At 64.8% G+C, this 25152-nt stretch carries 26 protein-coding genes; 7 read left to right on the forward strand and 19 right to left on the reverse strand.

The window, feature by feature from the left end; translation table 11 throughout:
* Window positions 1-178: 178 nt before the first annotated feature.
* From ACNJYB_RS30210 to ACNJYB_RS30235, 6 genes are all read right to left on the reverse strand, one after another.
* Window positions 179-883, reverse strand: a complete 705-nt coding sequence (locus ACNJYB_RS30210) for a GntR family transcriptional regulator (RefSeq protein ID WP_439370196.1) — start codon at window positions 881-883, stop codon at window positions 179-181.
* Between the two features lie 108 nt (window positions 884-991).
* Window positions 992-1735 (reverse strand): aspartate/glutamate racemase family protein, encoded by a 744-nt coding sequence (locus tag ACNJYB_RS30215; protein WP_439370197.1) that lies wholly within the window; start codon window positions 1733-1735, stop codon window positions 992-994.
* Between the two features lie 10 nt (window positions 1736-1745).
* Window positions 1746-3011: an NAD(P)/FAD-dependent oxidoreductase gene (locus ACNJYB_RS30220; RefSeq protein WP_439370198.1), complete on the reverse strand. Its 1266-nt coding sequence runs from the start codon at window positions 3009-3011 to the stop codon at window positions 1746-1748.
* A 3-nt stretch (window positions 3012-3014) separates the two neighbouring features.
* Window positions 3015-4676 carry a thiamine pyrophosphate-binding protein gene (locus ACNJYB_RS30225; RefSeq protein ID WP_439370199.1) on the reverse strand — a complete coding sequence of 554 codons (1662 nt, stop codon included), beginning with the start codon at window positions 4674-4676 and terminating at the stop codon, window positions 3015-3017.
* Window positions 4677-4805: 129 nt separating this feature from the next.
* A complete protein-coding gene (locus ACNJYB_RS30230; protein WP_439370200.1) occupies window positions 4806-5159 on the reverse strand; it encodes a RidA family protein in 354 nt (117 codons plus the stop codon).
* A 141-nt stretch (window positions 5160-5300) separates the two neighbouring features.
* Window positions 5301-6218, reverse strand: coding sequence for an NAD(P)-dependent oxidoreductase (locus ACNJYB_RS30235; RefSeq protein WP_439370201.1), 918 nt, complete (start codon window positions 6216-6218; stop codon window positions 5301-5303).
* 209 nt (window positions 6219-6427) lie between these two features.
* Here ACNJYB_RS30235 and ACNJYB_RS30240 point away from each other — a divergent pair, with 209 nt between their 5' ends.
* A complete protein-coding gene (locus ACNJYB_RS30240; RefSeq protein ID WP_439370202.1) occupies window positions 6428-7264 on the forward strand; it encodes a transporter substrate-binding domain-containing protein in 837 nt (278 codons plus the stop codon).
* 12 nt (window positions 7265-7276) lie between these two features.
* Here ACNJYB_RS30240 and ACNJYB_RS30245 read toward each other — a convergent pair whose 3' ends face one another.
* The gene (locus ACNJYB_RS30245) at window positions 7277-7738 is read right to left on the reverse strand and encodes a hypothetical protein (RefSeq protein ID WP_439370203.1); all 462 of its coding nucleotides are present in this window, start codon (window positions 7736-7738) and stop codon (window positions 7277-7279) included.
* Between the two features lie 361 nt (window positions 7739-8099).
* On the opposite strand from ACNJYB_RS30245, the gene ACNJYB_RS30250 reads away from it, so the two are divergent.
* The 5 genes from ACNJYB_RS30250 (at window position 8100) to ACNJYB_RS30270 (ending at window position 11273) form a co-directional block, all read left to right on the forward strand.
* Window positions 8100-9185, forward strand: a complete 1086-nt coding sequence (locus ACNJYB_RS30250; protein WP_439370204.1) for an AraC family transcriptional regulator — start codon at window positions 8100-8102, stop codon at window positions 9183-9185.
* A gap of 37 nt (window positions 9186-9222) precedes the next feature.
* Entirely contained in the window at window positions 9223-9381 is a 159-nt protein-coding gene (locus ACNJYB_RS30255) for a hypothetical protein (protein WP_439370205.1), read from the forward strand.
* Window positions 9382-9569: 188 nt separating this feature from the next.
* A complete protein-coding gene (locus ACNJYB_RS30260; RefSeq protein WP_439370206.1) occupies window positions 9570-9998 on the forward strand; it encodes a universal stress protein in 429 nt (142 codons plus the stop codon).
* Window positions 9999-10073: 75 nt separating this feature from the next.
* Window positions 10074-10466: a hypothetical protein gene (locus ACNJYB_RS30265; RefSeq protein WP_439370207.1), complete on the forward strand. Its 393-nt coding sequence runs from the start codon at window positions 10074-10076 to the stop codon at window positions 10464-10466.
* Between the two features lie 156 nt (window positions 10467-10622).
* On the forward strand, window positions 10623-11273 hold the full coding sequence (locus ACNJYB_RS30270) for a TetR family transcriptional regulator (RefSeq protein WP_439370208.1): 651 nt from the start codon (window positions 10623-10625) through the stop codon (window positions 11271-11273).
* 150 nt (window positions 11274-11423) lie between these two features.
* Here ACNJYB_RS30270 and ACNJYB_RS30275 read toward each other — a convergent pair whose 3' ends face one another.
* The 6 genes from ACNJYB_RS30275 to ACNJYB_RS30300 form a co-directional block, all read right to left on the reverse strand.
* A complete protein-coding gene (locus ACNJYB_RS30275; protein WP_439370209.1) occupies window positions 11424-12209 on the reverse strand; it encodes an ABC transporter permease in 786 nt (261 codons plus the stop codon).
* Entirely contained in the window at window positions 12206-13018 is an 813-nt protein-coding gene (locus ACNJYB_RS30280) for an ABC transporter permease (RefSeq protein ID WP_439375680.1), read from the reverse strand. The genes ACNJYB_RS30275 and ACNJYB_RS30280 overlap by 4 nt, the downstream gene beginning before the upstream one ends.
* Before the next feature lie 70 nt (window positions 13019-13088).
* Entirely contained in the window at window positions 13089-14135 is a 1047-nt protein-coding gene (locus ACNJYB_RS30285; RefSeq protein ID WP_439370210.1) for an ABC transporter substrate-binding protein, read from the reverse strand.
* 21 nt (window positions 14136-14156) lie between these two features.
* Window positions 14157-15464 (reverse strand): NAD(P)/FAD-dependent oxidoreductase, encoded by a 1308-nt coding sequence (locus tag ACNJYB_RS30290; RefSeq protein ID WP_439370211.1) that lies wholly within the window; start codon window positions 15462-15464, stop codon window positions 14157-14159.
* Between the two features lie 14 nt (window positions 15465-15478).
* The gene (locus ACNJYB_RS30295; RefSeq protein WP_439370212.1) at window positions 15479-16195 is read right to left on the reverse strand and encodes an HAD family hydrolase; all 717 of its coding nucleotides are present in this window, start codon (window positions 16193-16195) and stop codon (window positions 15479-15481) included.
* Between the two features lie 33 nt (window positions 16196-16228).
* Window positions 16229-17311, reverse strand: coding sequence for an ABC transporter ATP-binding protein (locus tag ACNJYB_RS30300; RefSeq protein ID WP_439370213.1), 1083 nt, complete (start codon window positions 17309-17311; stop codon window positions 16229-16231).
* Between the two features lie 211 nt (window positions 17312-17522).
* On the opposite strand from ACNJYB_RS30300, the gene ACNJYB_RS30305 reads away from it, so the two are divergent.
* Window positions 17523-18461 (forward strand): LysR family transcriptional regulator, encoded by a 939-nt coding sequence (locus tag ACNJYB_RS30305; RefSeq protein ID WP_439370214.1) that lies wholly within the window; start codon window positions 17523-17525, stop codon window positions 18459-18461.
* Between the two features lie 223 nt (window positions 18462-18684).
* On the opposite strand, the gene uxuA is transcribed toward ACNJYB_RS30305, so the two are convergent.
* The 6 genes from uxuA to ACNJYB_RS30335 all read right to left on the reverse strand — a co-directional run bounded on the left by uxuA (window position 18685) and on the right by ACNJYB_RS30335 (window position 25017).
* Window positions 18685-19875: a mannonate dehydratase gene (uxuA, locus tag ACNJYB_RS30310; protein ID WP_439370215.1), complete on the reverse strand. Its 1191-nt coding sequence runs from the start codon at window positions 19873-19875 to the stop codon at window positions 18685-18687.
* Window positions 19876-19946: 71 nt separating this feature from the next.
* Entirely contained in the window at window positions 19947-20996 is a 1050-nt protein-coding gene (locus ACNJYB_RS30315) for an L-idonate 5-dehydrogenase (RefSeq protein ID WP_439370216.1), read from the reverse strand.
* Window positions 20993-22399 (reverse strand): TRAP transporter large permease, encoded by a 1407-nt coding sequence (locus ACNJYB_RS30320; RefSeq protein WP_439370217.1) that lies wholly within the window; start codon window positions 22397-22399, stop codon window positions 20993-20995. The genes ACNJYB_RS30315 and ACNJYB_RS30320 overlap by 4 nt, the downstream gene beginning before the upstream one ends.
* A 4-nt stretch (window positions 22400-22403) precedes the next feature.
* On the reverse strand, window positions 22404-22982 hold the full coding sequence (locus tag ACNJYB_RS30325) for a TRAP transporter small permease (protein ID WP_439370218.1): 579 nt from the start codon (window positions 22980-22982) through the stop codon (window positions 22404-22406).
* 179 nt (window positions 22983-23161) lie between these two features.
* The gene (locus ACNJYB_RS30330; protein ID WP_439375681.1) at window positions 23162-24121 is read right to left on the reverse strand and encodes a sialic acid TRAP transporter substrate-binding protein SiaP; all 960 of its coding nucleotides are present in this window, start codon (window positions 24119-24121) and stop codon (window positions 23162-23164) included.
* Between the two features lie 89 nt (window positions 24122-24210).
* Window positions 24211-25017, reverse strand: a complete 807-nt coding sequence (locus ACNJYB_RS30335) for a FadR/GntR family transcriptional regulator (protein ID WP_439370219.1) — start codon at window positions 25015-25017, stop codon at window positions 24211-24213.
* Window positions 25018-25152: the final 135 nt, after the last annotated feature.

The following is a 25152-nucleotide window of genomic DNA, read 5'->3' on the forward strand; positions in this document are numbered from 1 at the left end:
GACGCCGGCGTTGTTGACCCTGATGTCGAGCCGGCCGAATTCCCTCACCACGGTGCGGGCTCACCTGGGTGAGGGTCTGTCTCGGCGCATTTCATAGGCATCTTTGCACGCGGACGGAGGCCCCTCATCCGGCGCTTCGCGCCACCTTCTCCCACAAGGGGAGAGGAAGAAGAGAGCGTCAATTCGCCGCCGTTCGCGCCGCCGCCGGCATGTAGATCTGCGCGTAGCCTTCCTTGATCGCGGCGGTGATGCGGTCGAGGCGGCGGTCGATGTGCTTTTCCAGCACCGACACGCAGGTCTCCTCATTGCGCGCCTTCAGGCCCTCGACCACGGCGCGGTGCTCGGCCTGCGTGTTGGAGCGGTTGATGCGGTCCATGTCGATCCAGCGCACGAAGCGGATGCGGGCGTTGACGTTGCGCAGCACGCGCAGCATCTCGGCATTGTTCGACATGCCCATCAGCCGCTCGTGAAAGGTCTCGTCCAGCTCGACCAGCTCCACCGAGGTGCGCTCGCCGGGATCGGGGCCGGTGGCTTCGAGGAATTTCAGCAGCGCGTCGATGTCCTCGTCCCTGGCGCGCCTGATGGCGAGGCGGATTGCGGCGACCTCGATCGACTTGCGCAGCTCGTAGAGGTCGAAGATCTCGTGCGCGTCGAGCTCGCGGCAGAAGAAGCCCTTGCCCGGCGTGAAGCGCAGGAAACCTTCGGTGTTGAGGCGGTTGAGCGCCTCGCGCAGCGGCGTGCGGCTGACGCCGAGGCGCTTGGCCAGCTCGCCTTCGTTGAGCCGCTCGCCCGGCTTGAACTCGTAGCTCACGGCCATCGCCTTGAGCTGCTCATAGACGCGATCGACAATACTGTCGGAAGCCAGTTCCACGTTGCTCATCATCAGCTGCATTCATGCCCGAACACAGCTCAATATACCGGGGCGGCTTGGCCGATGGCAATGTAAACCACGGTCTGGCCGAGCTTGTTCAGAGCTTTGCGACCGCCGGAATCAGGCGAACACGCGCGGGCGCAGTCCAGCATGAAACCATGTGATCATGGAATAGATGTCGTAGACCGGCAAGCCGACCTCGGCCTGCAAGGCCGCCGCGTAAGGCGGCATGTTGGTGCATTCGAGCACGATGGCGCCGACGTCAGGGTTTTTCGCGACAAGCTCCTTGCCGGCCTCGACCACGTCGCGCTCGGCCTGCGCGACGTCCATGTCGTCCTTCTCGGCCTTGATCAGGACGCGGAAAAATTCCTTGCCGTGCTCGGTGCCAACCAGCGGCGTATCGAGCGGCACGCCGGCGCCCTCGAGATGGGCCGGCGTCAGGGTCGAGCCCGAGACCGTGACGAGGCCGACGCGTTTGCCGGGAGGCAGCGTCGCTTGCACCCACGGCACCTGCATCAGTGACGAGGTCGCGACGGGCACGCCGACGGCGGCGGCGATCTCCTTCTGGAACAGCGAGAGGAAGCCGCAATTGGTGGTGATGGCCTCCGCCCCCAGCCGCACCAGATCCTTCGCGGCATCGATGAAGTCGGGCAAGAGGCCGGCCGCGCCCTTCAGCACAACCTTCTCCGGCGAGGCGCCGCTCACGACGCGATAGAGCACCGGGAACGGCCAGGTCGTGCCATTGCCCATATCGCCGGGAATGCGGGGAAAGCGCGCCTCCAGCATCAAGATGCCGAGCGGCGCGCCGTAGATGGCCTTGCCGCCGCGGGCAATACGAGAAGGCGAGTTGGCAGGATAGGTCATGGGTGCGATCTCAGAGGAAACGATCAGGAGAGAACGGCGCGAGCGGGATTTCGGGCGGCTTGCCGCTCAGGAGCTGGGCGACGAGACGGCCGGTGCGGGCCGAGCCGACCAGGCCGACATGACCGTGGCCGAAGGCATAGACGATGTCGCGCGAGGCGCGCGCATGGCCGATGCAGGGAAGTCCATCAGGCATGCTCGGACGATGGCCGAACCAGGTCTTGATGCGCGAGGCCGGAATGTCCTTGGGCAGTTTCGGGAACATGCCGAGCAGGTGGTTGCGCAGGATCTCGGCGCGTTTCCAGTTCGGCGCGGCCTCTAGGCCGGCGATCTCGACCGTGCCGGCGGCGCGCAGGCCCTTGTTGGTCCAATTCACCACCATCTTGGCGTCGGACGCCATCATCGAGCTGCGCGGACCTGATTCCGGATTCTCGATCATGACGTGATAGCCGCGCTCGGTCTCGAGCGGCAGGGGATCGCCGACCGATGCGGTGAGCTGCTTCGATCTAGCACCAGCTGCGACCACAGCAGCATCGCAAGCGATCTCACCGGTTTCGGTGAGCACGGCCACGAGCTTGTTGCCGGACAGTTTTAGGCCGGTCGCCTTGGCTCGCACGTGCTTCGCCCCGTTCGCCAGCGCATGATTGGCGAGGGCCGCAACGTAAGCGCCGGGATCGCGGCAGCGGCCGGCCTCCTCCACCACGACACCAAAGGTGTAGCGCGGATGCAGCTCCGGCTCGCGCTGCCGAATCTCGTCGGCATTGAGTTCCAGCCACTCGGCGCCGACCTTCCTGCGCAGGCGCCAGCCGAGATCGCTGTCGAAATTGCCGCGCGACGGGAACACATGCATCACACCGTTGCGCTCGATCAACTCAGGCACGCCCGCTTCTTCCGCGAGCTTTCGATGCAGCAGCGGCGCGTCCTTGAGGAGATCGCGCAGCGCAAAGGCCGTCTTCTCCACGCGCGCCGCGGTCCAGCCCGAGAGCAGATACTTGATCAGCCACGGCAAGGCCTTAGGCAGATAAGACCAGCGGATCGCGAGCGGGCCGAGCGGGTCCATCAGATAGCCCGGCACCTTCTTCCAGACGCCGGGCTCGGCCGGCGGGATTACCGAATGCGAGGACAGCCAGCCGGCATTGCCATAGCTCGCCGCCTGTTCGCCGCCTGGCTCGCCCGGATCGATCAGCGTGACGCGATGCCCCTCCCGCAGCGCCTCGATGGCGCTGATCACGCCGACCGCGCCGGCTCCGATGATGGCGACGTGGCGGCCTTCGGGCATCGCTTACGCCTTCACCGCTGGCGTGAAATCCTTGCCGACCGAGATCGCGCGCGGATCGATGATGCAGTGGAGGATCGACGGCTTGCCCGAGGCCAGCGCGCGCTCGAAGGCCGGCGCGAACTCTTCGGTGCGCTCGACGCGCTCGCCATGGCCGCCGAACGCCTTGGCGTACATCGCAAAGTCCGGGTTCTTGAGCTGGGTGCCGACGACGCGGCCGGGATAGTCGCGCTCCTGGTGCATGCGGATGGTGCCGTATTGCGAATTGTCGACGACGATGACGACCAGCGGCGCGTCGTATTGCACGGCGGTCGCGAATTCCTGGCCGTTCATCAGGAAACAGCCGTCGCCGGCAAAGGCGACGACGACGCGATCCGGATATTGCCGCTTGGCCAGCACGCCTGCCGGCACGCCATAGCCCATCGAGCCCGAGGTCGGCGCGAGCTGCGACGCAAAGCTGTGGAAGCGGTGATGGCGATGGATCCAGCCGGCATAATTGCCGGCGCCGTTGCAGACGATGGCGTCCTTCGGCAGGCGGTCACGCAGCCAGGTCATGACCTGGCCATACTGGAACGTGCCCGGCAGCTCGCGCGCCTTGTCGGTCCAGGCGAGGTAATCGGCATGCGCCTTTGCTGCCTCGCCCTTCCAGGCAACGGCACCGGGAGGCTTGAGCGTCGCGACGGCGGCCGCGAAGGCGGCGGGCGTCGCCTGGATCGCCAGCGCCGGCTGATAGACCCGGCCGAGCTCTTCCGAGCCCGGATGGACATGGATCAGCTTCTGCTTCGGCGATGGAATGTCGAGCAGCGTGTAGGACGAGGACGGCATCTCCGACATGCGGCCGCCGATGAGCAGGATGACATCCGCATCGTCGACGCGCGCCTTGAGGCCCGGGCTCGGCCCGATGCCGAGATCGCCGGCATAGTGCGAATGATCGGCGTCGATCAGCGAGGCCCGGCGGAACGAGGTCGCGACCGGCAGATCGAAGCGTTCGGCAAAGCGCGCGATGCTCTTGGTGGCCTCGTCGGTCCAGCGCGAGCCGCCGAGGATGACGAGCGGCGCCTTGGCGCTCGCGAGCATCGCGCCGACGCGCTCGATGTCGGATGGTGCCGGCCAGCTCACCGCCGGCTCGATGCGCATCGCGTCGGCAACGGCAGCGGTCTCGGTCAGCATGTTCTCCGGCAGTGCGATCACGACGGGACCGGGACGGCCCTGCATGGCGACGCGGAAGGCGCGCGCGACCAGTTCCGGAATGCGGTCGGGACGATCGATCTCGACCGCCCATTTCGCCATGGAGCCGAACACCGCCTTGTAGTCGAGCTCCTGGAACGCCTCGCGCTCGCGCATGCCGGTGTCGACCTGGCCGACGAACAGGATCATCGGCGTCGAGTCCTGCATCGCGATGTGAACGCCGTGGCTGGCATTGGTGGCGCCGGGTCCGCGGGTGACGAAGCAGACGCCGGGCCGGCCCGTGAGCTTGCCATAGGCCTCCGCCATCATCGCCGCGCCGCCCTCGGCGCGGCAGATCACGACGTCGATCGGGCTGTCATGCAGCGCGTCGAGTGCCGCGAGATAGCTCTCGCCCGGCACGCAGGTGACGCGCTCGACGCCTTGGGCGACGAGCTGATCGATCAGGATCTGGCCCCCGGTGCGGGTGTTGCGAACGGTCATGACGGCTCCCTGCAGGCTTTGGCGATGCGCTTCAAGGCCTCGCGCAAGTTTTGTTCCGGGGTGGCGTAGGACAGGCGGACATAAGGTGCAAGGCCGATGCAAACAGTGCAGCCGGCATCGGCACGCATGTCAGCCGCGCGCGGCAATCGCGATCACCTCGATGCGATAGGCGGGATCGGCGAGCTCGACCTTGCCGCAGGCGCGCGTCGGTGCGTTGCCCGGCACGACCCAGGCGTCATGGACCGCGTTCATGGCGTCGAAATCGTCCATCGTCTTGAGCCAGACCTGCACGCTCAGCAGGCGCGACTTGTCGGTGCCGGCGCGCGCCAGCATGTCGTCGACCTTGGCCAGCGCTTCCTTTGTCTGCTGGGTGATGTCGGCGGTCTTGGTATCCGCGACCTGGCCTGCGAGGAAGACGAGATCGCCGAACACGGAAGCGCGGCTGCGGCGGGCGTTCTGGTCGATGCGGGTGATATCAGACATCGGGCTTCCTTCAAGTCTCAGGCGGAGTCTCGTTCACCTCTCCCGTAGGGAGAGTTCGGATAGCTGCGCGCCATAGCAATCCGACCTCTCCCCGCTGGGGGGAGGTGAACCTGCGTCGAACCTGGTGCATCGGTTTCATCTTCACTTGCCGGTGGCGATGATGCGGCGGCAGTGATCGAGCGCCGCGCCAATGAGGTTGTCGCTCGCCTCGGGCGTGCGGAACGCCGAATGCGCCGACAACGTCACGTTCGGAAGCTTTGTCAGCGGATGCCCGGCCGGCAGCGGCTCGATGGTGAAGACGTCGAGGCCGGCGTGGGCGATGTGGCCCGAGCGCAGCGCGTCCAGCATCGCGTCCTCGTCGACCACGGCGCCACGCGCGGTGTTGATCAAAATGCTGCCCTTGCGCATCTGCGCGATGCGCTCGCGCGACAGGAAGCCCCTGCTCTCGTCGTTGAGCAGGAGATGCAGCGAGACGACATGGCTCTCGGCGAGCAGCTTGTCCAGCGAAACGAACGCGACGCCGGGATGCGTCTTCGGCGTCCTGTTCCAGGCGATCACCTTCATGCCGCAGCCCGCCGCCATGCGTGCGGTTTCCGCGGCGATGCCGCCGAAGCCGATCAAGCCGAGCGTCTTGCCGGTGAGCTGCATCGCGTCACGGCGCAGCCAGTTGCCCTCGCGCATGCCGCGATCCATCTCGCCAAAATTTCGCGCGGAGGCCCACATCAGCGCGATCGCGCATTCGGCAACGGCCGTGTCGCCATAGCCCTTGATGGTGTGGACGGAGATGCCGCGCTGGCCAAGCTCCTCCGGATTCATGTAGCTGCGCGCGCCGGTGCCCAGGAAAACGACATGCTTCAGCGCCTTGCACGTTCCGGCGATCGGCGTCGGCACGGCCGTATGATCCACGATCATGATCTCGGCATCGCCGAGCAGGCCGGGCAGATCGTCGGGCTCGATGGAGGGATTGCGGTTGATGCTGACAGGCAGTTTCGCCGCGCCCAGCAACTTCTCGGTGACCGCGGCCAGCGTGTCGTTGGCGTCGACGAAAACAGCACGCACAGACTTTCTCCTCTCATCCCGGATCGCAGACCGGACCGCGGCCCGGCCGGTATCACCCAGTTTTCTCTCGCGGTGCCAACGCACCAGGCTCCGAACTGCCTCGTCGCTCCATCGCCGGCAAGGGCGCAATACCATATTGCATTACGATCTGAATACAGAAATAGTCCGCGAGCCGGAGCTGTTGATCATTCCCGAGGGGAGCACTGACCATGAACCGCAGGGACGCATTCACCACCGTCGCGCTGGCGGGCGCCGCCATGGCCGCAACCGTCTCGGCCAAGGCCGACACCGCGCCGACCTCCACGCTCGATCGCATCAGGAAGACCGGCGTGCTGCGGATCGCGGTCATTGCCGGTCAGGACCCCTACTTCCACAAGGACCTCGCGACCAATCAATGGTCGGGCGCCTGTATCGACATGGCGAACGACATCGCGGGCAAGCTCGGCGCCAAGCTCGAGCCGCTGGAATCGACCTGGGGCAACCAGATCCTGGATCTGCAGGCGGACAAGATCGACCTGGCCTTTGCCGTGAACCCGACGCCCGAGCGTTCGCTCGTCATCGACTTCTCCACCCCGATCCTGGTGCACTCCTTCACGGTGATCACCAAGAAGGGCTTTGCCAAGCCTGCGACCTGGGCCGAGCTCAACAAGCCCGAGGTCAAGATTGCGGTCGACATCGGCTCGACGCACGAGACGATCGCGCGCCGCTACTGCCCGAAGGCGGACATCCTCGGCTTCAAGACCCGCGACGAGGCGATCCTCGCGGTCTCGACGGGCCGCGCCGACTGCAATGTCTCGTTGGCGGTGCTATCCATCTTCACGCTGAAGAAGAATCCGACGCTTGGCGAGCTCGCGATCCCGCGGCCGCTGCTGACGCTGCCGACCAATCTCGGCATCCGCGCCGAATCCGATCGCCGCTACAAGGATTTCCTCAGTGCCTGGGCCGATTACAACCGGTCGATGGGCCAGACCCGCGAATGGCTGCTGAAGGCCTATGAAACCGTCGGGCTCAGCGCCGACGACATTCCGGGCGAAGTGCAGTTCTGACGCGACCCGCATTCAGGGGTTGCGCGGGTTCTCGCCGAGCCGGCGCCAGCGAGAATAATCGTGCGCGCCGTCCCATCTATGGACCGGCCAATAGCATACAGTGCAACGAAAGATCCCCTTCGCCGCCACGAGGACCTGCACCGCCTCGTAGGCGGCATTGCAGGCCTCGCAGGTGAACGCCACCATGATCCTGGAGCGTACCGCCGTCCGACGCACGACCTCCGGGTGGCTTTGCGTTTCTGGCGCAGGCGAGGCCCGTTCTTCTCTCGACGCGTGGTGCTTGAGCGCCCGGTCTATCTTCATCTTGACGCGGCGCGCTCCCAGCAGCCCCAGAATCGCCTGCACCCTGCCCGACAAGTTGCGATTGCCGATCGCGAAACAGTAGTCCCAGAGCCCGGAATTCGCGGCCTCGGTGATCTCGAAATTAACTGACCGATGAATGCCGGCGTGCCGAGCGGGCCGCTTACCAGCCATGACCTAGCTTGTCCGGGCGTCCGCCGTAGCGGCGATCGGCCGCTCCGCCTCTCCGGCCAATGTGCCGGGGTGTTGATCCGGCTGCGTCAGCTGAAATTCGTTCCGATGCGCAATCATGTCCCCCCATTGACTCACCCTCGTGCGTCCAGTTTGGAAACGTCCATCGTCGGTTCGAAATGCAAAATTGCCGTGGCCGCAAAACAATCAGCTAGACGAATGCTTCCGTCACGTCTTGTGGTTCTGGGCCACTCAATTGCGAGTTGAGGTCACACTGTCCGTCTCAGACACATCGGTCTTGACATAGGTCAAGCTACGACCCGTGCAGCTCCCGAGGTTTGCCGAGACCACAACTCGGTGCCGAATGAGAACCGCCAAACACCCGTCGAGCGCCTTGCCATTGATCCCAACCTCGACCGGAGGGATAGCTCGCCTCGCATGCGCCAGACTTCGCGATGCGAGGATCGACCTGGCTCCGATCCTCTCGGCGGCAGGCCTGTTGATAGAGGACATCGAGAATCCCAAGCGCCGCATCGACGCGAGCGCGCAAATCAAGCTCCTTGAACTCGCCGCGAAGGAACTGCAGGACGACAGCTTCGGATTTCACCTGGCTCAAGGCTTCGAGCTGGGGGAGATTGGGCTGCTGTACTACGTCATGGCCTCATCAGAGCGACTCGTCGACGCACTACGCACTGGCGAACGCTACTGCGCGATCAACAACGAAGGAGTACGGCTGCGGACGTCCCTGGAGCAGGGATTCGCGATCGGTTTCGAGCATGTCAACATCGCTCGACGAGCGGATCGACACCACACGGAATTCTGGCTCGTTGCGCTTGTCCGTATCTGCCGCGCATTGACCGGCGCCAGGCTCGCGCCAAGGCAGATCAAATTGACGCACCACAGACACGAAACTCCTTCGGATGTCCGATCCCAGTTGGGATGCGGCATCACATTTTCGGCCGACAGGGACGAGGTGCTGTTTGCCGCGCAGATCGGCGCGTTACCCCTCTTAGGAGCTGATCCTCACCTCAACAAGCTGCTGCTTCGATATGCCGATGAAGCCTTGGCCAACCGGCCCTCGAGGCGGGGCAACTTACGGTCTCGCGTCGAGGATCAGATCGCACAATTGCTCCCGCACGGAAAGGCCAACGCTGCGGAGGTCGCGCGCCGTCTCGGCATGAGCCGGAGAACGCTCGCTCGGGCGCTATCGTCCGAAGGCGTGGGCTTCTCGAACATTCTCGAAGAGTTTCGAGATGCAATTGCCCGCCGTTATCTCCGAGAAGCGGAATTGCCAATTTCCGAGATCGCATGGTTGTTGGGCTACAGCGAGGTCAGTTCCTTCACACACGCTTTCGTTCGTTGGACCGGTGTCAGCCCAAGGATGTATCGCGATTCGAACGGTACTCGCATATACGCCGGCACAAGGCCTCAAAACCCTGGCACAGACTAGCAAGACCCGGCGGATCGTATTCCGCTAGACCTGCGCCATGCCTTCAAAGCTCCTGGCCAAGCTCACATCTCGCTGTTCCGAAGCCTGGGACGCGGCTTTCGGCCCCATGACCGGGCTCGACTGGTTTTTCCTGTTTTGCGTTGCCTGGCTCGCCAGTCTTTTGGCGTCGCTGGCCTGGGTCCTGTTCGCGACCTGAGCCTCACCCCATTGCGACCAGGGCGTCGCCGAGTTCGCCTCGACAGACGTCGAGGTTGCGCCAATTGCGGACAGCCTGATCGCGGTACAGTGAACCAGCAGGTTGATTTATCTCAAGACTGCATTCGGAACGCGAGCTAGCTTATCTTTGCAAGGCAGCGATACGTCCGGGCAATCGGGAGATAGAGCATGTACCGGCACATTCTCATTCCGACAGATGGGTCTCAGCTAGCGGAGCGCGGGGTGGCGCACGGATTGGCGCTGGCGAAATCCCTTGGAGCCACCGTATCCTTCATCTTCGTCGTGGAAGCCTTTTCCGAAGTGTCGGGCCGCTTCCTCGAAGCAGTCGCAACATATGCCGAATTGCGCAAGGACCAGGCCGCGAGCGTATTGGAGGGGGCGGCAAATGCAGCCAGAACGGCCGGCGTTTCCTGCGAGACGATCCAAACGGAGAGCGGGCAACCCCATCAGGCCATCATCGCAGCAGCCACGGACAAGGGCTGCGATCTCATCGTGATGTCATCGCATGGGCGCAGCGGACTTGCCGCGCTGATCATCGGGAGCGTGACGAACAAGGTGCTGACGCATGCAAAGACGCCCGTCCTGGTCTGTCCATGAATGCGAGGACCCTGTTGAAGTCAAACCATCACACCGGAAGACGGCGACAGGGTCGTCGAGAAAGGGAGCCGCCAAATGTACACCCGGACTCTCCTGAGCACGGACGGCTCGGACGTCGCGAGAACCGGCATTAAGCATGGGATTGCTTTGGCAAAGGCGTTGATGGCCAAGGTGACGGTCATCGCCGGGACGGAATCACTGCCAATTGACTACGGGAGCGGCCACGCCTCGGGATGGATACCGCCGCAGCAGGAAATCGATGGCTTCGATGGGGCCTGCAAGGAACGTGCGGGCAAAGTCCTCGAACTGCGACTTGATTGTCATGGGCTCCCCATGAGATATCCAGCTGTGTCCCGACCATCCTTCCGCTGGACCGCCGAAACCGCTGGCGATCGAGAATGCGAGCGAGCGCGTGATCCTTACTGCGGCCTTGCAGGAAAGCTCAGGCCCATGGCGATGGCGGACTGAGCTTCGGCGACATCTGAGCTGAAGTCGGCATCAGGGCTGCGAGACTCTATCACCACTTCCTAGTACGTTTGTGCAATACGTGGATTGACCGTCGGGACGGACCAAATTTGCCTTCACCCTCAAGGCGATCCATGGAAACTGGCGGGACAAACAGCAATGCTCGAGCGCATGCCGCCCCCATCGAAGCGCATCAACGATCCCGAGCGCACCAAGCGCGACATCCTCGAAGTGGCGATGGCCGAATTCGCCTCGGAAGGCTATTCCGGCGCCCGCGTCGATGCGATCGCGGCGCGGACGCGCACGTCCAAGCGCATGATCTATTACTATTTCGGCGGCAAGGAGCAGCTCTACCTCGCGGTGCTGGAGGAGGCCTATCGCAGCATCCGCGCGCTGGAGGACCAGCTCGACATCGAAAGCTGCGACGCCCGCGAGGGCCTGCGCCGGCTGATCGAGGCGACATTCGACCACGACGAGCGCAACCCGAACTTCATCCGCCTCGTCTCAATCGAGAACATCCACCATGGCAAGCACCTGAAGCAGAACCTGCAGCTGCGCCAGCTCAACGCCAGCGTGATTGCGACCCTTGACGGCATCCTCGAGCGCGGCCGCACGGAAGGCGTCTTCCGCGACGACGTCGACGCGATCGACCTGCACCTTGCCATCTCCTCCTACTGCTTCTTCCGCGTCGCCAACCGCCATACGTTTGGGGCGCTGTTCGATCGTGACCTCAGCGAGCCCAGGGTGCTGGCGAAGAGCCGGACGCAGATCGTGGAGATGATCCTGGCGTGGCTGGGGGCGAGGAAATAACGGCTTTCGCCGGGGTGACGGTGGGAGACATTTGCACGCAACTGCCTCAACATCGTCATTGCGAGCGAAGCGAAGGAATCCAGAGTCTTTCCGCGGAGACAGTCTGGATTGCTTCGCTACGCTCGCAATGACGGAGGACGGGGCGCCCCCTCATCCAGCCTTCTTCTGCCGCGTGCCCGCCAGCAGCACCAGCATGAAGGACGCCGCCGTCATCAGCGTCGAGATCGCGGCAATCGTCGGATCGATCTCGTCGCGGAGCGCGGTGAACATGCGCTTGGTCAGCGGCTGATACTGGCCGCCGGAGATGAACAGTGCGACGATGGTTTCGTCCATCGCCGAGATGAAGGCGAAGATGCCGCCGGCAACCACGCTGGATTTGATCTGTGGCAGCGTCACCGCGAAGAAGCTGCGCAGGCGGTTCATGCCGAGGCTGCGCGCCACCATCTCCTGCGCGGGATCGAAGCTCTGCAGGCCCGCCAGCACGGAGATGACGACATAGGGCAGGCCCAGCATCACGTTCGCCAGCACGAGGCCGGGCATGGTCGCGACCAGGCCGACCCTGGCATAGACGAAGAAGATGCCGACCGCGGTGATGATGATCGGCACCACCAGCGGCAGCAGCAGCGCCATGTGGATCAGCCGCATGATCCGCAGCTTCGACTGGCTGATCGCGTAGGCAGCGGCCACGCCGAACGGTGTCGCGATCACCACGGTGAGGAGCGCGACCGTCAGCGTCACCCGCGTCGCCTGCATCCAGGCGGGGTTGGCGAAATATTGCTGGTACCAGCGCAGCGAGAAGGACGGCGGCGGGAAGGTCAGGAAGCGCGCGCTGGAGAACGAGATCGGTGCGATGATCAGAACGGGAAGGATCAGATAGACCAGCACCAGCGCGCTGATCGCGTAGAGGGCCATTCGGGCGGGCGAGGCGCGCATCATTTCTGCCCCAGCACACGATCGAGCGAGATGAAGCGGCTGACGACGAAGAAGATCGCGAGCACGCCGAGGAGCAGCACCACGGCAACCGCGCTCGCCGCGCCGAACTGGTTGTAGAGCTCGACATTGCGACTCACCAGCATCGACACCATCACCGTGCGTCCGCCCCCGAGCAACTCCGGCGTGATGTAGAAGCCGAGGCAGAGCACGAACACCATGGTGCAGCCGGCGAGCACGCCCGGCAGCGACAGCGGGAGGAACACGCGCATGAAGGTCAGTGACGGGCTCGCGCCCAGGCTGGCTCCGGCCTGCATCAGATCGTTCGGGATCTTCTGCATGGTGGCATAGAGCGGCAGGACCATGAACGGCAGCAGGATGTGCACGGTCGCGACCACCGTGCCGAAGGTGTTGTGGACCAGTGCGAGCGGCTCGCTGATGACGTCGAGATAGCGCAGGAATTGGTTGATCACGCCGGTGCGCTGCAGCAGCGCGAGCCAGGCATAGGCGCGCACCAGCACGCTGGTCCAGAACGGCAGCACCACCAGCGACAGGATCAGGATGCTCCATCCCTTCGGCACCGAATTGGCGAGATAGGCCACGGGATAGCCGAGCAGCAACGCGATCACCGTGACCGCGAGGCTGATCTCGAAGGTCAGCGCAAAGCTGCGCCAGTAGACGTCTTCGGTGAAGACGCGGCGATAGTTCTCCAGCGTGAAGCCGTCGTGGTAGATCGACTGCCAGGCGAGCCAGCCGACCGGCAGCACGACCAGGGCCAGAATCACCAGCAGCGCCGGCGACACCAGTGCCAGCATCAGGCCGTGCTCGCGGCGCTGATGCTTCTGGGAAGGATCTGGCACGGATGTCGTCAACGCTGACCTCGCCTTACTTCTGCATGAACGATGCCCAGCGCTTCTCGGCGGCTTCGCCAGCCGGCGAGGACCACCAGGCGTAGGACATCAGCGCCTGCTTCGCCGCATTGGCCGGCTCGCTCGGCAGCTGCGCGGCGCGCTCGGGCTTGATCACGCCCGTCTCGAACGCCTTGGGGTTGCCCGGACCGTAGTCGATGTGCAGCGGCAGATTGGCCTGGTGCACGGGATCGACGGCCTCGTTGAGGAATTTCACCGCCGTTTCCAGGTTCGGCGCGCCCTTGAGGATGCAGAGCGAGGTGCTCTGCAAAATGCCCTCGTTATAGGTGAAGGCGACCTTGGCGCCTTCCTTCGCGACGGCGCTGACGCGACCGTTCCAGGCCATCTCCATGTCGACCTCGCCGTCGTTGAGCAGCTGCGCCGATTGCGCGCCCGAGGTCCACCACACCGTGATGTGCGGCTTGATCTCCTCCAGCTTCTTGAACGCGCGATCGACGTCGAGCGGGTAGAGCCTGTCGGGTGCGACGCCGTCCGCCATCAGCGCCGCCTCGAGCGTCGCGAACGGATGATTGCGCAGCGCGCGGCGGCCGGGGAATTTCTTGACGTCCCAGAAATCGGCCCAGCTGTTCGGCGCGTCCTTCGGGAAGGTCTTCTGGCTGTAGGACAGCACGCTGGAATAGAACTCGTAGGACACCGAGTATGGGCTGCGATAAGCCTCCGGCATCGCCGCGCCGTTGGGTATCTTCGAAAAGTCGAGCTTCTCGATCAGCCCCTGCTCGCCGCCGCGCAGGCAGTTGCCGGTCGGGGTGTCGACGACATCCCAGATCGGCTTGCCGCTGCCGACCTGGGTCTTGATCGCGGGCCAGGCGTCGGGAATGGAGTCCTGGTTGATGGTGATGCCGAGCTTCTTGGCGGAGGGATCGAGGATCGCCACCGTCTGCGCCTGCTGATAGGCCCCGCCCTGCGAGACGAAGGTGATCTGCTCGGCGGCATCGGCCGCACTGGTCGGTCCGATTGCGCCCAGCAGCGCGCAGCCCAATCCAAAGCTTCGTTTCAACGTCATCCTCACCTCCTCCAAATGATCTCACTGACCGATCGCATCGAGAAACTGGTACCAGCCGGCGACCATGCGCACGGCGGGCTCGCGCAGCGGATAGAACGGAATGGCCTTCATCGGCCGTGCATCGAGCAGGCCCAGGTCGGGCGTCTCGCCGCGCACGAAGGCGGCGAGATAACGGCCCATCAGGCTCGACATCGCGACGCCGGCGCCGTTGTAGCCGACCGAGAACAGCGTGCGATCGTCGAGCCGGCCGATATGCGGCACCGAATCCAGCGTCATCGCCACGAGGCCCGACCATTTGTATGCGAGCGGGACGTCGGCGAGATCGGGGAAGATGCCGACCATCGCCTCGCTCAAGGCATCGAACGCGGCTTGCGAATCCTGCTTGCCGAAGGCGCCGCGGCCGCCGAAGATCACGCGGTTGTCGACCATGCGGAACCAGCGCATCATGCGCTTGGTCTCGGTGTAAGTGCGCCCCGTCGGCATCAGCTTCCCCGCGAGATTGCGCGGCAGCCGCTCCGTCGCGATGATGGCGCTGCGGAACGGGATCAGCGTGCGCTGCAGACGTGCGGTGGCGCCGGTCAGATCCGAATAGCTGTTGGTGGCGATGATCGCCTGCCTGGCGCGCACCGCCCCTCGCGGCGTCTCGGCGACGACGCCGTCCTTGTCGCGCCGAAGCGTGACGACCGGCGACTGCTGGAAGATGGCGACGCCGCGGCGCGCCACACCGTCGGCGAGGCCGCGCAGATAGTTCAGCGGATGGATGCCGCCCGAGCCGGGATTGAGCACGCCGCCGACGAAGATGTCGGAGCCGGTCTCCTCGCGCACGCCGTTTTTGTCGAGGATGCGGACTTCGGCAGAGCCCATCTCGCGCGTCATCCAGTTGGCTTCGTCGATCGCGGCCCTCAGCGTCGTCTCGTTGTGGGCAGCCTTGACCTGGCCGGTACGCGTGAGGTTCGCGCTGGTGATGCCGAATTCGGAGACGAGCTCCTCGACCATGTCGGTCGATTCATGCGCGATCTCGTACATGCGCCGCGCCATGGCGCGGCCATGCGCGGCGTCGATCTCGCGGAACGAGAGGCGGAATTTTGCGGTGATCACGCCGCCATTGCGCCCGCTCGCGCCCCAGCCGGGGTGGTTGGCCTCGAGCACGACGGGGCTGAGCCCGCTCTTGGCGATGTGGTGCGCGGCGGAGAGGCCCGTATAGCCCGCGCCGATGATCACCACATCGGCCTGTTGCTCGTTCGACAGCACGGGATAGTCGCGCGCCGGCGCCGCCGTGGCTTCCCACAGCGAATTGACCGACGGCAGCGCGCTCCAGTCCCGTGTCATGCCACAGCTCTCCGTTATGCCGCCGGACCGATCGCAGCGTCCGCGAGCGCCTTCAGCGTCGGGAAATGGAAGTCCGGCTTGGTCAGCGTCTCCACCGCCGGCGTGCCGCCAAAGCCGGCCATGCCCTGGCGCCGCTCGATCCAGCACACTTGGTAACCGAGCTTCCGCGCGATCCCGATGTCGTGATACTGGCTCTGCGCGACGTGCAGGATGTCGGACTGCTTGTAGCCGAAGGCGGACTGGCGGCCCTTGTTGTAGGCGAAGAACTCCGGATTGGGTTTCGCAACGCCGGTATCGTCGGCGCAGACGGTGTCGTCGAAGGGATTGCCGAGCGCATGCGCGTAGCACGACAGCGCGACCCGGTCGGCATTGGTCATCGCCACCAGGCGGAACTTCGTGCGCAGGCGCTTGAGCGCCTCGACGGAATCGGCGAACGGCCCCCAGCGCAGCACGGCGAGCTGGAACACGTCGCATGAGGCGTCATCGGCCGGCAGCCCGAGCTCTTGCGCGAGGTGGCGGTAAACGTAAAACATCACCTCGCTCGAGCGCTCGTGATGCTTGTCGCGGCCACGCTTGTAGGATTCGAAGATCTTGTCGTCGCTGAGCTCGGCCGGCGTCTTGCCGGAGATCTTGCGCACCGCGGACAGCACGCCGGTCTCGAAATCGATCAAGGTACCGACGACGTCGAAGGTGAGGACCTTGAAATTGCTGAACGCGGCTTGGGTCGACATTTTGGCTTCTCTCGGGTTGGATGAGGCTGAAGTTCAGTCCCCCACCCTGGGGACGACAATGGTGTCCTCGGGGTGGAGCGTGACGGTGAGGCTGCCGCCGAGCGGCGGAATGCGGGTGTAGGCCTGGTGGTAGCTCGGCTGGCGCAGGCTGAGCGCGATGCCGTCGGCGAGCGCGAGGAATATGCGCAGGCTCTCGCCCTGGTAGACGATGTCGGTGACCGTCCCGGTCAGCCGGTTGCAGGCGGCGTCCTGCGCGCCGTCGTCGATCAAGAGCTTCTCGCTGTGTACGGCCAGCATCAGGGCATCGCCGTCGGGGATGGCGCGGGCGCTGCGCAGCAAGGCATTGCCGAGCGCGACGCTGGACCCGTCGACGCGGCGGACCGGCAGCATCGTGGCTTCGCCGATGAAGCTGGCGACGAAGGAATCGGCGGGATGATCGTGCAGCCGCGCCGGCTCGTCGATCTGGACCAGCCGGCCGTCCTTCATGACGGCGACGCGGTCGCTCATGGTCAGCGCCTCGCGCTGGTCGTGAGTGACGTAGATGATGGTGGCGCCGATGCGCTTGTGCAGCGCGCGCAGCTCGATCTGCATGGATTCGCGCAGCTGCTTGTCGAGCGCGGAGAGCGGCTCGTCCATCAGGATCAGCCGCGGCTCGAAGATCATCGCGCGTGCGAGCGCGACGCGCTGGCGCTGGCCGCCGGAAAGCTGCGCGATGCCGCGCTCCTCGTAGCCGGCAAGGCCGACCATGCTGAGCGCCGCGCGCACCTTGTCCGGCCAGGAGGATTTCGGCAGGCGGCGCGCACGCAGGGGAAAGGCGACGTTCTCGCCGACGCTCATATGCGGAAACAGCGCGTAGTTCTGGAACACCACGCCGATGTCGCGCTTGTGCGGCGGCATGTAAGTGACGTCGCGGCCGCCGAAGAGAATGGTGCCCGACGTCGGCAGGATGAAGCCGCCGAGGATGCCGAGCAGCGTGGTCTTGCCGGAGCCGGAGGGGCCGAGCAGCGAGACGAATTCACCGGCGCCGACATTGAGCGAAACGTTGTCGAGGGCGCGAACGGCGCCATAGGCCTTACTGGCGGACTTGATCTCGACGCTTTCCGCTCGCTTGTCCAACGACCGACCTCGCCATGTCCCTGCGCTGGGGTGCCTCGCTGCACGCCATAAGCCTGCTTTATAGACAGGGGTTTGGAGCACTCGCGGCCGAAGCGTGCGCTGCACCAAATCTCCGCTCGAAGGCCCTGTCTTTCGGCTGTCATCCCAATGACACCAGACTTGCGAAAACTCGGCAATTGCCAAATTCTCACCGCGCACATAACATGACGTTATGCCTGAGCTTCGCCGCATGCTGCCGTCCAGCAACGCCCTGTTCGTCTTCGACGCAGCAGCGCGCAATGGCAGCTTCACGGCGGCGGCCGCGGAATTGAACGTGACGCAGCCGGCGGTGAGCCGGATGCTCGGCCAGTTCGAGGAGCATCTCGGGGTTCGCCTGTTCGACCGCAAGGCGGGCCGCGCGGTGCTCACCGAGGAAGGCGAACTCTTGTATCGCCGCGTCCTCGAAGGCTTCCGCAGCATCGAGAGCGGGCTCGTCGAGATCGAGCGGCGACGCAAGGGCACCGAGACGGTGACGTTGTCGGTCTCCTCCGCCTTCACCACGCATTGGCTGATGCCGCGCATCGACAAGCTGCAGAAGCAGTTCCCGCAGGTCGATCTGCGCTTCCAGCTCATCTCAGGCGCGCTGCGCGGGCCGGTGGAGAATGTCGATCTCGGCATGCGCTTCCGCGATCGCGACGAGCCCTCGTCCGGCGGCACGCTGATCATGAAGGAAGTGATGCTGCCGATGTGCAGCCCCGGCTATCTCGGCGAGAGCGATCCCGCCGAGGGCAACACCATCATCCGCCTCGCCGAGACGCCGGGCGACTGGGCCGCCGATTACGCCTCGCTGCTCACCGGGCGCTGCGGCGCGGCCAAGGCGCTCAGCTTCACCGACTATGCCGTCGTGGTGCAGGCCGCGCTGCTCGGCCAGGGCATCGCGCTCGGCTGGCTGACGGTCGCCTCGCACTGGCTGCTGACCGGCGCGCTGGTGCCGGCCTCCGACACGCTCACCACCACCCGCCGCGTCTGCGAATTCCTGCCGCCGCGTAGCCGCCCGATGCGCCCGATCGCCGCCGAGATCCGCGACTGGATCATCGCGCAGATGAAGAGCGAGATCGCCGCCATCGACCGGCTCTATCCGAAGCTCGGCGCGATGGAGGCGTGTTACTAGGCAGGCGGTGTCGAGGTGAGGCGCCTCTCTCCACGTCATTGCGAGCGCAGCGAAGCAATCCAGAGTCTTTCCGCGGAGGGATTCTGGATTGCTTCGCTGCGCTCGCAGTGACGATGTGGATGGGGCTTTCGTATAGCAGGCTCACTCGCGGAGAGTCCCCCTCACCCGGAATTTGCTCCGCAAATTCCGGCCCCTCCCCGCAGGCGGGGAGAGGCGAAGAGCCTCACCGATGCTCGATCGCGCGGATTGCGCCGCGCAGCTCCGCGAGGCCGCGCAGGCGGCCGATCGCGGTGTAGCCGGGATTGGTGCGCTTGGTCGCGGCGAGATCGTCGAGCATGCGGTGGCCGTGGTCGGGCCGGAACACGATTCGCCTGTCCGGCGAGCGCCGCGCGTTCTCCTTCAAGAGCGCCTTGAGCACCGCGATCATGTCGACGTCGCCGTCGAGATGGTCGGACTCGTAGAACGACAAGCCGTCCGCCTCGCGCTTGGTCGCGCGCAGATGGGCGAAGGCGATGCGCGGCCCGAAGCGTTCGGCCATTTCGGGCAGGTTGTTCTCCGCGCGCACGCCGAGCGAGCCCGTACACAGGCAGATGCCGTTCGCCTTCGACGGCACGGCGTCGAACAGCGCCTGATAGTCTTCGGCGCTGGACGCGACGCGCGGCAGGCCAAACAACGGCCGCGGCGGATCGTCGGGATGCAAGGTCAGGGAGACGCCAAGCTGCTCGGCGACCGGCGCGACACGCGCGAGGAATTCCGCGAGATGCTGCCTCAGGATTTTTGGCGTGATGTCGCGATAGGTCTCCAGCCTGTCGCGGAATTGCGGGATCGTCATCGGTTCCGTCGTCGAGCCCGGCAGCGCGCTGGCGATGACCATGACGAGGTAGTCGATGTCGGCCTGGCTCATCTGGTCGAACAGTTTTTTCGCGCGTGCCTGCTGCTGGGGCGAATACTCCTGCACCGCCGCCGGACGCTTGAGGATATGCAGCTCGAAGGCGGCAAAGCGATCCTGGTCGAAGCGCATGGCGCGGGCGCCGTTCGGCAGCTCCCATTCGAGGTCGGTGCGGCACCAGTCGACCACCGGCATGAAGTTGTAGCAGATGATCTTGATGCCGGAAGCGGCCACCGCCTCCAGGCTCGCGATCCACGCCTCGATCGACTTGGTCGCCTTAGCCCCGAGACGCTTGACGTCGTCAGGGATTGGAATCGATTCCACCACCGACCAGGTCAGCTTTGAGCGGCCAGGCTGGCCGTGCTCGATGAAGTTCTTGCGCTCCTCCACCGCCTTGCGCGTCCAGGCCTCCCCGATCGGCACCTGATGCAGCGCCGAGACGATATCGCTCGCCCCGGCCTGCCTGACGTCATCCAGCGAGACCGGATCATCGGGCCCGTACCAGCGCCATCCCTCGAGCATCATGAGACTCTCCTAAAGCGTTTTCGAGCGAAGCGGGTACCGGTCGCGTGAAGAAAACGCGTCAAAACAAAAAGTCAGTTCGCGGTCAGCACCACCTTGACGCTCTGCGAGCGGTCGAGCGCCAGCCGCAGCGCGTCCGGCGCGGCCGACAGCGGCCGCTCGGCGGTCACGAGCGACAGCACGTCGACGCTGCCGGCGGAAATCAGTTCCACCGCGGTCATGAACTCGAAGCCGAAGCGGAACGATCCGCGCAGGTCGATTTCCTTGGCCATCACGGCGTTCGACGGCGTCGGAATCTGGCCGCCCGGCAGATTGCCGATCTGCACCACGACGCCGCCGCGCCTGACGATGCCGATCGCGCTGGCAAGGCCCGCAGCCGTGCCCGAAACCTCGAAGGCGACGTCATAGGGGCGTGCAGCGGCCTGCGGCTTCAGGCCCTCCTCGCCGGCTGCGACGTTCTCGACATGCGAGGCGCCGAGCTTGGTCGCAAAAGTCAGGGGCGCCGGCGCGATGTCGGCGACCGTGACGTCGGCCATGCCGGCGCGGTGCGCGGCGAGCATGGTCAGAAGCCCGATCGGGCCGGCACCAAAGATGATGCCGCGCTTGCCTTCGATGTTGCCGGCGCGCGCAACCGCGTGCAGGCAGACCGCGAGCGGCTCGGCGAGCGCCGCGGCCTGGTAGGAGACGTGATCCGGGATCTTGACGCACTGCGCCGGGACCGCATCGAAGTAATTGGCGAAGCCGCCCTGCATGTGCGGCGTCTTCGACGCCGAGCCCATGAAATAGATGTTCTCGCACAGGTTCGGCCGGCCCTCGCGGCAGGCGACGCAATGGCCGCACCAGCGCGACGGGTTGACCGCAACGCGGTCGCCTACCTTCAGGTTGGCGGCGGCGCCGGAGATCTCCACCACCTCGCCGGAGATCTCATGTCCCAGCACCAGCGGCGACTTCACCACGAAGTCGCCCGTGCGCGCATGGCGGAAATAGTGCATGTCGGAGCCGCAGATGCCGCCGGCGCCGAAGCGGATACGCACCATGCCGGAGGCGAGCTTCTCGAGCGGATACTCGATCATGCGCAGGTCTTCGGGGCCGAACAGGGTTGCGGCGAAAGCAGTCGAGGTCATTTGGAGAGTCCCATGTATTTAGGCAGCCAGAGGGTCAGTTCGGGAATGTAGGTGATCGCGATCAACGCGAGCATCAGCGGCACCAGCCAGGGCAGGATCGCGACCGTCGTGCGCTCGACCGAGAGTTTTGCGACGCGGGCGAGCACGAACAGCACCATGCCGAGCGGCGGATGCAACAGGCCGATCATCAGATTCAGCGTCATGATCAGGCCGAAGTGGATCGGATCGATGCCGAGCTTGAGCACGATCGGCAGCAGGATCGGCACCAGGATGGTGATCGCCGCCGTGGTGTCGATGAAGCAGCCGACGAACAGGATCAGCACGTTGGCGAGCGCCAAAAACACCCATTTGTTGTGGGTGATGCTGAGCATCCAGTCCGACAGCATCTGGGCGGCCTGCGACACCGTCAGCAGCCAGGCGAAGATCGAGGCTGCGGTGACGATGAACAGCACCGAGGCCGTGGTCTCGATGGTGTCGAAGGTCGCCTTCGCCACCGTCTTCAGCGTCATGGTGCGGTAACGGATGAGGCCCAGGAACAGCGACCAGATCACGGCTGCGACGGCCGCTTCCGTCGGCGTGAACCAGCCGAGCGTCATGCCGCCGATCAGGATCACGGGCGCCATCAGCGCCATCACCGCCGAGAAGTCGAAATACCAGTCGATCAGGAGCAGCGTGCCGAGGCCGATGACGACCGCCATGTTCACCGACATGCCGGCAACCACCATCAGCCAGATCGCGAGCGGGAAAGCGAGCACGATGGCGATCTCGAGCCCGGCCGAGCCGAGCTGCGGCCAGGAGAACGGCGTGTCGCTGCCCCACTTGTTCTTGTGAGCGAAATAGGTGACGGTCGCCATCATCAGCAGCGTCATGACGATGCCGGGAATGACGCCGCCCAGGAACAGCGCGCCGATCGAGACATTGGCCATCATGCCGTAGATCACGAAGGGCAGAGACGGCGGAATGATCGGCCCGAGCGTTGCCGACGCGGCGGTGACGCCAACCGAGAATTCGGTGGAGTAGCCGTGATCCTTCATCGCCTTGATCTCGATGGTGCCGAGACCGGCAGCGTCCGCGATCGCGGTGCCCGACATGCCGGAAAAGATTACCGAGCCGATGATGTTGACGTGGCCTAGACCGCCGCGCATCCAGCCGACCAGCGCGACCGCGAACTTGTAGATGCGGCCGGTCACGCCGGCGATGTTCATGAGGTTGCCGGCCAGGATGAAGAAGGGCACGGCGAGCAGCGGAAAGCTCTCGACGCCGGCGATCATGCGCTGGGCCAGCGTGACGTCAGGGGTCACGCCGCTGACCAGGATGTAGAGCAGCGACGACGCGGCCATGGCTATCGCCACGGGAACGCCGAGCAGCATCAGGACGAGGAAGCCTCCAAGCAACAGCAACATGGCATTACCCTTCAAAACCGTCGTAGGCGCCGGGACGCTCAAGGATCGAATAACCCTGGCGCAGATGCTGCAACGCGACCTGCACCGAGCGCACGAACATCAGCACGAAGCCGGCCAGCACGGCGTAATAGACGTAGTCCTTGGGAAGATTGATCGTGGTCATCGATTCATCACCGATGATCTGGATGTAGACCCAGACCAGCTTGATGGCGTAGCCGAAGAAGGCGATCCGGATCAGATCGATGATCGTCGACAGCACACGCGCCACGAGGCGGGGCAGATAGCGGTAGACGAGATCGACCTGGATATGGCGGGACAGCCGCACGCACATCGAGGCGCCGATGAACACCACGCCGATCAGGCAGTAGGTCGCGATCTCCTCGGTCCAGGCATAGCTGTCGTTGAGCACGTAGCGGGTGAAGAACTGGAGGAAGACGGCAAGCGCCATCACCCAGAAGATCGCCAGCGCCACCCAGTCGTCGAAAGCGTAGACGCCGAGATCGACCTTGGGCGTCGCCTCCTCCTCGAAGGTATGCGCGATCTCGTCCGCGGTGATCTGCCGGTGTATTTCGGCGGTCGACATGGCTGTGCTCCTCAAACCTCGCTCACGTGGTTCGTCAGCGTCGAACCCGGAATGACGTCTTTGTTCCACCAACTCCGCTCCTCATTCTGAGGAGCTTGCGAAGCAAGCAACTCGAAGGATGGCCCCGGGCGAGATCGGGGCCTTCATGGTTCGAGACGCGCGTTCCGCGCCCGGCTTGCTTATTTCACGTCCTGGATCCGCTCCCAGTCAGCCTTGCGGTAACCGAACGTCTCGAACGGAACGTTCTTCAGAACGATGTCGCGGAACTCGTTCTTGTCGACCTCGGTCACGGTCAGGCCCTTCTCCTTGAAGAAGGCGACCAGCTTGGCCTCGTTCTGCTTGATCTCGGCGGTCGCCTTGGCAGCGGCCTCCTGCGCGACCTCGGTGAAGATCTTCTTGTCTTCGTCGGAGAGCTTCTTCCAGAGCGCGCCCGCGACCACCGTGTTGAGGTGGTCGACGATGTGGCCGGTCAGCACGATGTGCTTCTGCACCTCGTAGAACTTCTTGGCCTCGATCGTGGTCAGCGGGTTCTCCTGGGCCTCGACGGTGCCGTTCTGGAGTGCGAGATAGACTTCAGCGAAGGCGATCGGGGCAGTGTTGGCGCCGCAGGCGCGCGGCATCGCGAGGTAGGCCGGAACGTCGGGCACGCGCATCTTCAGGCCCTTGAGGTCGGCGCAGCTCTTGATCGGCTTGTTCGACGAGGTCTGGCGCACGCCGTAATAGGTCACCGCGACGATGTGGTGGCCGCTCTTGTCCTCATAACCCTTGGCGAGCTCCTTGAAGATGTCGCTCTTGGTGTAGGCGAGGAGATGGTCCGAGTCGCGGAAGGTGTAGGGATAGTAGGTCACGCCGATCGGCGCAAAGCTCTTGGCCGCGAAGCTCGAGCCGGAGATGATGATGTCGACCGAGCCGAGCGAGAGGCCCTGGTTGATGTCGGCTTCCTTGCCGAGCTGCGAGGCCGGATAGACGTCGACCGTGTAGCGTCCGTTGGTGCGCTTGCCGATCTCCTGCGCGGCCCAGACCGAAGCGGTGTGGAACGGCTCCGAGGTCTCGTAGACATGGGCCCATTTGAGCTTGGTCTGCGCCAGGCCGGCATGGGTCGTGGCAAGCATCGCCGCGGCGGACACCGCGAGCATCATCGTCATCTTCTTCAACACTGACTTTTCCTCCATCGTTCAAGTCTGCTTCGTGTTCGCCCGCTCCTTAGGCGGATGCGGGCCGCCCAATTTCATCGCCGTCGCCCGCTGCCGCTTTTGGCGCGTTCCTTGGCCTGCTTCTTCGGTGGCCGCTCTGGCTTTGCCGGCGCCGTCCGACTGCGGGCCGGCGATCCGGCCGCGGTCTCGGCGCCAAAGTTCTGCGCAAAGCGCTCCTGCGAGCGCACCAGATGCTTTCGCATGGCCTCGCGGGCGGCGTCGGGATTGTGTGCCGCAATCGCATCGCGCACGGCGCGATGCTCGTCGAGCGCGGTGCGCCACGTGCCGGGGCTCTCGAAATAATGCGCGAGGTGCGCGAAATAGGGATTGAGACGCTGGTCGTACAGCTCACCGACCACGCGCACCAGCACGGCATTGCCGAGGCTTCCGGCGATCGCGACGTGGAACGCGCGGTCGTGGACCATCGAGGCCTCGCCGGGATGCTCGACATTCTCCATCGCGACAAGCGACGCATCGATGCGGGCGACATCGTCCTTCGTCGCGACGCGCGCGGCCTGTTCGGCGATGGCACTTTCCAGGAATTCGCGGGCGCGCAGCAGCTCGAACGGACCCTCGATGACGGCGGCAGCCGGCGCGGGCGCGGCGTCCGCAGCTTCGATCACATAGATGCCGGACCCGACGCGGATGCGGACGCGGCCTTCGACCTCGAGCGCGATCAGCGCTTCGCGCACCGTCGGCCGCGATACCTTGAGCTGCTCGGCGAGCTCGCGCTCGGTCGGCAGGCGGCTGCCGACCGCGTACTCGCCGCTGTCGATCAGGCTTCGCAATTGATCGGCGACCTGGCGATAAAGCCGTCTCGCCTCCACAGCTTCCAGCGGCACGCTGGTCCTCCCGGAAGGGTCGCGCGAGGTCGTCGTAACCCGCTGCCCGCCAATTTTGGAAAATTGGTCTTACCAATTGACCGGAGCATTGACCGAGGACTGGCACCATGTCAAGCAGCGGCAAAGCAAAGGGAG

It is taken from the genome of Bradyrhizobium sp. SMVTL-02, from assembly GCF_051853005.1.
GTDB lineage: Bacteria > Pseudomonadota > Alphaproteobacteria > Rhizobiales > Xanthobacteraceae > Bradyrhizobium.

What these genes read in the sequence shown, in the direction of transcription:
- ACNJYB_RS30210 (WP_439370196.1), bottom strand. Translation starts at nt 883, where the DNA reads ATGATGAGCAACGTGGAACTGGCTTCCGACAGTATTGTCGATCGCGTC.
- ACNJYB_RS30215 (WP_439370197.1), bottom strand. Translation starts at nt 1,735, where the DNA reads ATGACCTATCCTGCCAACTCGCCTTCTCGTATTGCCCGCGGCGGCAAG.
- ACNJYB_RS30220 (WP_439370198.1), bottom strand. Translation starts at nt 3,011, where the DNA reads ATGCCCGAAGGCCGCCACGTCGCCATCATCGGAGCCGGCGCGGTCGGC.
- ACNJYB_RS30225 (WP_439370199.1), bottom strand. Translation starts at nt 4,676, where the DNA reads ATGACCGTTCGCAACACCCGCACCGGGGGCCAGATCCTGATCGATCAG.
- ACNJYB_RS30230 (WP_439370200.1), bottom strand. Translation starts at nt 5,159, where the DNA reads ATGTCTGATATCACCCGCATCGACCAGAACGCCCGCCGCAGCCGCGCT.
- ACNJYB_RS30240 (WP_439370202.1), top strand. Translation starts at nt 6,428, where the DNA reads ATGAACCGCAGGGACGCATTCACCACCGTCGCGCTGGCGGGCGCCGCC.
- ACNJYB_RS30245 (WP_439370203.1), bottom strand. Translation starts at nt 7,738, where the DNA reads ATGGCTGGTAAGCGGCCCGCTCGGCACGCCGGCATTCATCGGTCAGTT.
- ACNJYB_RS30250 (WP_439370204.1), top strand. Translation starts at nt 8,100, where the DNA reads ATGAGAACCGCCAAACACCCGTCGAGCGCCTTGCCATTGATCCCAACC.
- ACNJYB_RS30255 (WP_439370205.1), top strand. Translation starts at nt 9,223, where the DNA reads ATGCCTTCAAAGCTCCTGGCCAAGCTCACATCTCGCTGTTCCGAAGCC.
- ACNJYB_RS30260 (WP_439370206.1), top strand. Translation starts at nt 9,570, where the DNA reads ATGTACCGGCACATTCTCATTCCGACAGATGGGTCTCAGCTAGCGGAG.
- ACNJYB_RS30265 (WP_439370207.1), top strand. Translation starts at nt 10,074, where the DNA reads ATGTACACCCGGACTCTCCTGAGCACGGACGGCTCGGACGTCGCGAGA.
- ACNJYB_RS30270 (WP_439370208.1), top strand. Translation starts at nt 10,623, where the DNA reads ATGCTCGAGCGCATGCCGCCCCCATCGAAGCGCATCAACGATCCCGAG.
- ACNJYB_RS30275 (WP_439370209.1), bottom strand. Translation starts at nt 12,209, where the DNA reads ATGATGCGCGCCTCGCCCGCCCGAATGGCCCTCTACGCGATCAGCGCG.
- ACNJYB_RS30280 (WP_439375680.1), bottom strand. Translation starts at nt 13,018, where the DNA reads ATGCTGGCACTGGTGTCGCCGGCGCTGCTGGTGATTCTGGCCCTGGTC.
- ACNJYB_RS30285 (WP_439370210.1), bottom strand. Translation starts at nt 14,135, where the DNA reads ATGACGTTGAAACGAAGCTTTGGATTGGGCTGCGCGCTGCTGGGCGCA.
- ACNJYB_RS30290 (WP_439370211.1), bottom strand. Translation starts at nt 15,464, where the DNA reads ATGACACGGGACTGGAGCGCGCTGCCGTCGGTCAATTCGCTGTGGGAA.
- ACNJYB_RS30295 (WP_439370212.1), bottom strand. Translation starts at nt 16,195, where the DNA reads ATGTCGACCCAAGCCGCGTTCAGCAATTTCAAGGTCCTCACCTTCGAC.
- ACNJYB_RS30305 (WP_439370214.1), top strand. Translation starts at nt 17,523, where the DNA reads ATGCCTGAGCTTCGCCGCATGCTGCCGTCCAGCAACGCCCTGTTCGTC.
- uxuA (WP_439370215.1), bottom strand. Translation starts at nt 19,875, where the DNA reads ATGATGCTCGAGGGATGGCGCTGGTACGGGCCCGATGATCCGGTCTCG.
- ACNJYB_RS30315 (WP_439370216.1), bottom strand. Translation starts at nt 20,996, where the DNA reads ATGACCTCGACTGCTTTCGCCGCAACCCTGTTCGGCCCCGAAGACCTG.
- ACNJYB_RS30320 (WP_439370217.1), bottom strand. Translation starts at nt 22,399, where the DNA reads ATGTTGCTGTTGCTTGGAGGCTTCCTCGTCCTGATGCTGCTCGGCGTT.
- ACNJYB_RS30325 (WP_439370218.1), bottom strand. Translation starts at nt 22,982, where the DNA reads ATGTCGACCGCCGAAATACACCGGCAGATCACCGCGGACGAGATCGCG.
- ACNJYB_RS30330 (WP_439375681.1), bottom strand. Translation starts at nt 24,121, where the DNA reads ATGATGCTCGCGGTGTCCGCCGCGGCGATGCTTGCCACGACCCATGCC.